General features: G+C 32.7%; 6 protein-coding genes. 5 read left to right on the top strand and 1 reads right to left on the bottom strand.

Going from position 1 to position 5,361, the window contains the following annotated elements; translation table 11 throughout:
- A partial coding sequence (locus ACIQ11_RS08570) for an FAD-binding oxidoreductase (RefSeq protein ID WP_396154235.1) occupies window positions 1-714 on the bottom strand: 714 nt, incomplete at its 3' end.
- 235 nt (window positions 715-949) lie between these two features.
- Between ACIQ11_RS08570 and meaB the strand changes: the two genes are divergently transcribed.
- From meaB to ACIQ11_RS08595, 5 genes are all read left to right on the top strand, one after another.
- Window positions 950-2,032: a methylmalonyl Co-A mutase-associated GTPase MeaB gene (gene meaB, locus ACIQ11_RS08575; RefSeq protein ID WP_396154236.1), complete on the top strand. Its 1,083-nt coding sequence runs from the start codon at window positions 950-952 to the stop codon at window positions 2,030-2,032.
- 62 nt (window positions 2,033-2,094) lie between these two features.
- A complete protein-coding gene (locus tag ACIQ11_RS08580) occupies window positions 2,095-2,559 on the top strand; it encodes a DUF4375 domain-containing protein (protein ID WP_396154237.1) in 465 nt (154 codons plus the stop codon).
- A gap of 49 nt (window positions 2,560-2,608) precedes the next feature.
- Window positions 2,609-3,502: an ABC transporter ATP-binding protein gene (locus ACIQ11_RS08585; protein WP_396154238.1), complete on the top strand. Its 894-nt coding sequence runs from the start codon at window positions 2,609-2,611 to the stop codon at window positions 3,500-3,502.
- 93 nt (window positions 3,503-3,595) lie between these two features.
- Window positions 3,596-4,450, top strand: a complete 855-nt coding sequence (locus tag ACIQ11_RS08590) for an ABC transporter permease (protein ID WP_396154239.1) — start codon at window positions 3,596-3,598, stop codon at window positions 4,448-4,450.
- A 16-nt stretch (window positions 4,451-4,466) separates the two neighbouring features.
- Window positions 4,467-5,361, top strand: an 895-nt coding sequence (locus ACIQ11_RS08595) for a choice-of-anchor L domain-containing protein (RefSeq protein WP_396154240.1), incomplete at its 3' end; no start/stop codon positions are given.

Genomic DNA, 5,361 nt, shown 5'->3' on the forward strand with positions numbered 1-5,361 from the left:
AACCGCTTCACAAGCTTGTTCAGCCTTATAAAATGGAACCAAAAGCAATACATTATGTGTATTTTTAGGAATTAGTTTTAAAACAATTTTGGTTACAATTCCTAAAGTACCTTCGCTTCCCACCATTAATTGGGTAAGATTATAACCTGTTGAATTTTTTAATGTATTGGCACCTGTCCAAATAATAGCACCCGTAGGCAAAACCACTTCTAAATTCAACACATAATCTTTAGTCACACCGTATTTTACAGCACGTGCCCCACCTGCATTTTCGGCAACATTACCTCCTATCCAACAACTACCCATACTACTTGGATCCACAGGGTAAAACAATCCTTTTTCAGCTACTGCTTCACGTAAAACTTGAGTAATTACTGCTGGTTCGGTAGTGATTTGCAAATTATTTTCGTCTATTTCTATAATTTTATTTAAACGTTCTATGGATAAGCCTATTCCACCAAAAATTGATAACGCACCACCGCTCAAACCCGTTCTTGCGCCTATTGGTGTAGTTGGAATTTTATATTGATTGGCTACTTTTAGAATTTCGGAAATTTCTTGTGTATTGGCAGGTTTAAGAACTACTTGTGGTGGAAATGATAAATCTTCCGTTTCGTCGTGACCAAAATGCGATAGTGTTTCAGCATCTGTAAAAATATAATTTTCGCCTACAATAGCGGTTAATTTTTGAAAAGCTTCGGTATTGAAATTCATAGTTTTATATTTTTTTACCATTCAATTTCGAATGAATCGAATAGTAAATAGTTTTTTGTTTTTGAAATTAATTATACTTCTTTTGAAAACGAAAGCCTTAGCCCTGATAGGAGCGGTATCCTTTTTATTTAAGATTCCTGAGGCACTCGAAGGTAACTTAAATAAAAAGATTTAGCGGATAGCAGGAATGGCTTCTTTTAAAAAAAATTATTACTTTTACACAAAGTAATTTTAATTGAGTAAAAATAATAAAATATCTGCACTTTCCGAAAAAGACGGAATAATTAAACCTGAAATAGTAAGTTCTCAGGTAGCAAAGCACATTCAAGCCTTTAGAAAGCAAGAAGTTAGTGCGGCTGAGTTGATTGAAAAAATTATTTTAGGCGATAAAGTGGCTTTGAGTAGAGCTATTACTTTAATTGAAAGCACCAATCCTATACATTTTGAGAAAGCGAACGAAGTTATAAATGGTTGTTTGCCTTTTGCAAATAAATCGGTTCGAATTGGTATTACAGGTGTGCCTGGCGTAGGAAAAAGTACATTTATAGAAGCGTTTGGAAAACACCTAACCAACATTGGAAAAAAAGTTGCAGTTTTGGCTATTGATCCAAGCAGCACATTAAGTCACGGAAGTATTTTGGGAGACAAAACCCGAATGGAAGAATTGGTAAAAGATGAAGATGCCTTTATTCGACCAAGCGCTTCAGGTGAAAGTTTAGGTGGAGTAGCCCGAAAAACACGCGAAGCCATAATTTTATGTGAGGCCTGTGGCTTTGATACGATTATTATAGAAACTGTAGGAGTGGGTCAAAGTGAAACTGCTGTGCACAGTATGGTAGATTTCTTTTTACTTTTAAAAATTTCGGGTGCTGGCGATGAGTTACAAGGGATTAAGCGAGGTATTATGGAAATGGCGGATGCAGTTGTAATAAACAAAGCCGACGGCGACAACATACAAAAAGCAAAAATGGCGCAAATAGAATTTAACAGAGCGTTACATTTATTTCCTATGAAAGATTCAGGATGGCAGCCAAAAGTAACGACCTGCAGCTCAATAACTTCAGATGGAATTTCAGAAGTATATGCGATTATTTTAGCTTATATTTCTCAAACCACTGATTCTGGTTATTTTAATGCCAACCGAGAAGCACAAAACCAATATTGGATGATGGAAACAATTAATGAACAACTGAAAAACAGCTTTTACCAACATCCAGAAATAATAAAACAATTAGAAACCGTTAAAAAGCAAGTACTTCAACACGAAATCTCTCCTTTTGTGGGTGCAAAATATTTATTGGAGCTTTTTAAGAAATAATAGCACAACTATTTACTCCTAATTTTATAAATTACAAAACAAACAAACTTTAACATTTTTATATGCAAAATATTGAAACCGTATTACAATTAGAAGACGAAATAGCTATTATTGAAGCCGTTGGTACTCATATTTGGGATAAAAAACAAAAAACAGATTTAAACCACGCCGAAAAAACATTTGTACTTATAGATATTTTTGAAGCTGCGATGAATGAAGGCGGTTTATATTATTTTTTCAATAATGAAAGTGGCGATTTTGCAACTGAAATTATTCAAGCTTATAAAGAGATTGAAGCGCCTAAAACTGCTACATTACTTACAAAAGCATTTCAATTATTTACAGTAAAATATACTGAAGACACCACAAAAAGACAAGAGGTTATTACAAAGCTTGATGAAAAAATTATCTCGGGTTGGGAAGATTTAGATGAAATTTTCTTTACTGAAGAAGAGGAAGATGTTGTAGCATTAATTGTTGCTTTTATTCGAAAAAATAAATCGAAATTTCTTAACGAATTCTTGTAACACGATAACGTTTCTGTCGTCTTACCTATAAATTAAATATGTAAACCTATTGGAAACTATATTAAAAATCAACAATCTTCATAAAAAATACGGTAAAGTTCACGCGGTAAACAATGTTTCTATTGAAATTAAGAAAGGAAATGTGTATGGGATTTTAGGTCCTAATGGATCTGGAAAGTCAACTACATTGGGCATTGTGTTAAACGTAGTAAACAAAACATCTGGCGATTTTCAATGGTTTGATGGGGCACATTCTACACACGAAGCCCTAAAAAAAGTGGGTGCCATTATTGAACGTCCCAATTTTTACCCTTATATGTCTGCGGAAGACAATTTGAAATTAGTTTGCAAAATAAAAAATATTCCTTTTACAAAAGTCACCGAAAAATTAGAATTAGTAGGTCTTTTAGAAAGAAAAGACAGCAAATTTAAAACGTTTTCTTTAGGAATGAAGCAGCGTTTGGCTATTGCCTCTGCCCTATTAAACGATCCAGAAATTTTAATTTTAGATGAACCTACAAATGGCTTAGATCCGCAAGGAATTAGACAAATTAGAGATTTAATCCGAATTATTGCCAATCAGGGTACAACAATTCTGTTAGCGTCTCACTTATTAGACGAAGTAGAAAAAGTATGCTCACACGTTATTGTAATAAGAAATGGCGTTACTTTATACCAAGGAACGGTTGACGGAATTACAGCAAATGAAGGATTCTTTGAATTAGAATCGGATAATTTAGCTCAATTAAAAACGGCGTTACAATCGTTTCCACAAATTGATAAAATTGAAGAAGAGGATTCAAAAGTATTGGTGTATTTAAATGCTAATTTGGAAGCATCTGAATTAAATTCGCACTTATTTAAACAAAATATCACACTTACACATTTAGTGAAAAGAAAGCATAGTTTAGAAGAACAGTTTTTAGAATTAACGAAACATTAATTTTGTTGCCTGAGGTTCTCGAAGGCAACAAAATTAATTCAACACTTGCCTTCGAGAGCCTCAGGCAACTTTCAAACTAATTAAACTAAAAAAATGAAAAGATTACTCTCTATAGAATTACAAAAAATATGGCAAAACAAAGCCAGTAGAATACTAACCATAGTCTATTTTTTATCGCTTTCGTTATTAGCTACGGTAGCTTTAATTGAATTTGATTTTGGTGTGTTTAAATTTGAAGCTGCAAAAAGTGGCTTTTTCAATTTTCCATATATTTGGCACTTCACAACTTATATTGCCTCTTGGTTAAAAATATTTTTGGCTGTAATTATTGTTTCAATGATTGCCAATGAATACAGTTATGGCACATTAAAACAAAACTTAATTGATGGAATGTCCAAAAAAGAGTTCTTATTATCAAAAGTATATACCATATTAGTATTCTCATTAGTTTCGACAACTTTAGTTTTTGTAATTAGTTTAATTTTAGGTTTAAAATATTCTTCGTTTACAGAAATAGGCATTATTTTTTCGGATTTAGAATATTTGTTTGCATACTTTTTAAAACACGTTGCGTTTTTCTCTTTCTGTTTATTTCTTGCCTTGTTAATTAAACGATCTGCTTTTACATTAGGATTTATTTTTGTTTGGTTTTTAGGCGAAAATATTGGCCACGCCATTTTAAAATATCAAATTTTAGGCTATACACATTTAGATAAAGACACTACTCCAATTGATTTTCTAAAAAAATTATTTCCTTTAGAATCGATGTCAAATTTAATTGTTGAGCCTTTTACGAGATTAAATTTTGTAAAATCGGTAACCACTACAGTGGGCGCAACTATAGAGAAAAATTATGCCGTAGAGCCTGTTAGTGTTGTAATAGTACTATTTTGGACCTGTTTATTCTTATTATTATCTTTTTACATCCTTAAAAAACGAGATTTATAGTATCTTTGCTGATGCTATGAAAAGAATAATATTTATATTTTTTGGCGTTTTATTTAACGTTGGCGTTTCGCAAAACATAACTGTAAATCAAACCTTTACAGCACAACAGCTAATTGAAAACATTTTAGTCAATAGTGGTTGTGTATCTGTAAGTAACTTTTCTGCAACTGGTGGGAATTTTAGTGCGGGTGAAATGAGTTTTGGGTATTTCAATGCTAATGGTTCTGTATTTCCTTTTCAAGAAGGTATTGTTTTAAGTACTGGAAAATTAAGTTCAGTTGTAGGACCAAACACTAATTTTTCTGATTCAGGTATTGGAATGGGTTGGAATGGCGACTCCGATTTAAATTCTGCATTAAGTCTATCTAATACGTTTAATGCTACTGTATTAGAATTCGATTTTATACCGAATGCAAATACAGTTAGTTTTGATTATATTTTTGCATCCGAACAATATCTTTTGAATCCAGCTTCAAACCAGTGCAATTATACTGATGGTTTTGCTTTTTTACTCAAAGAAGCTACTGCCTCTACGTATCAAAACTTAGCGTTAATTCCAAACACAACTATTCCTGTGCGAGTGAATACGGTTCGAGGAAGCGGAACTATTTGTCCTGCTGCGAATGAAGCATATTTTGATGCATTTAATTCAGGCAATTACCCAACTACTTATGATGGGCAAACTAAAATTTTAACGGCACAAGCAGCAGTAATACCTGGAACTTTATATCATATAAAATTAGTAATTGCCGATGAAGGAAATGCCCGATTTGATTCTGGGATTTTCTTAAAAGCCGGAAGTTTTGTATCAGAAAAAGACTTAGGGCCTAATCGATTACTTTCATCAGGAAATTCCTTATGCCCTAACGAAACATTAATTTTAAATGCCACACAAGCCGGTGCTACAAATT

This window comes from Flavobacterium sp. (assembly GCF_044361065.1).
Taxonomy (GTDB): domain Bacteria; phylum Bacteroidota; class Bacteroidia; order Flavobacteriales; family Flavobacteriaceae; genus Flavobacterium.

Bases quoted from the DNA above. Each gene is read 5' to 3' on its own strand.
- ACIQ11_RS08580 (WP_396154237.1), top strand. From the start codon at position 2,095: ATGCAAAATATTGAAACCGTATTACAATTAGAAGACGAAATAGCTATT.
- ACIQ11_RS08590 (WP_396154239.1), top strand. From the start codon at position 3,596: ATGAAAAGATTACTCTCTATAGAATTACAAAAAATATGGCAAAACAAA.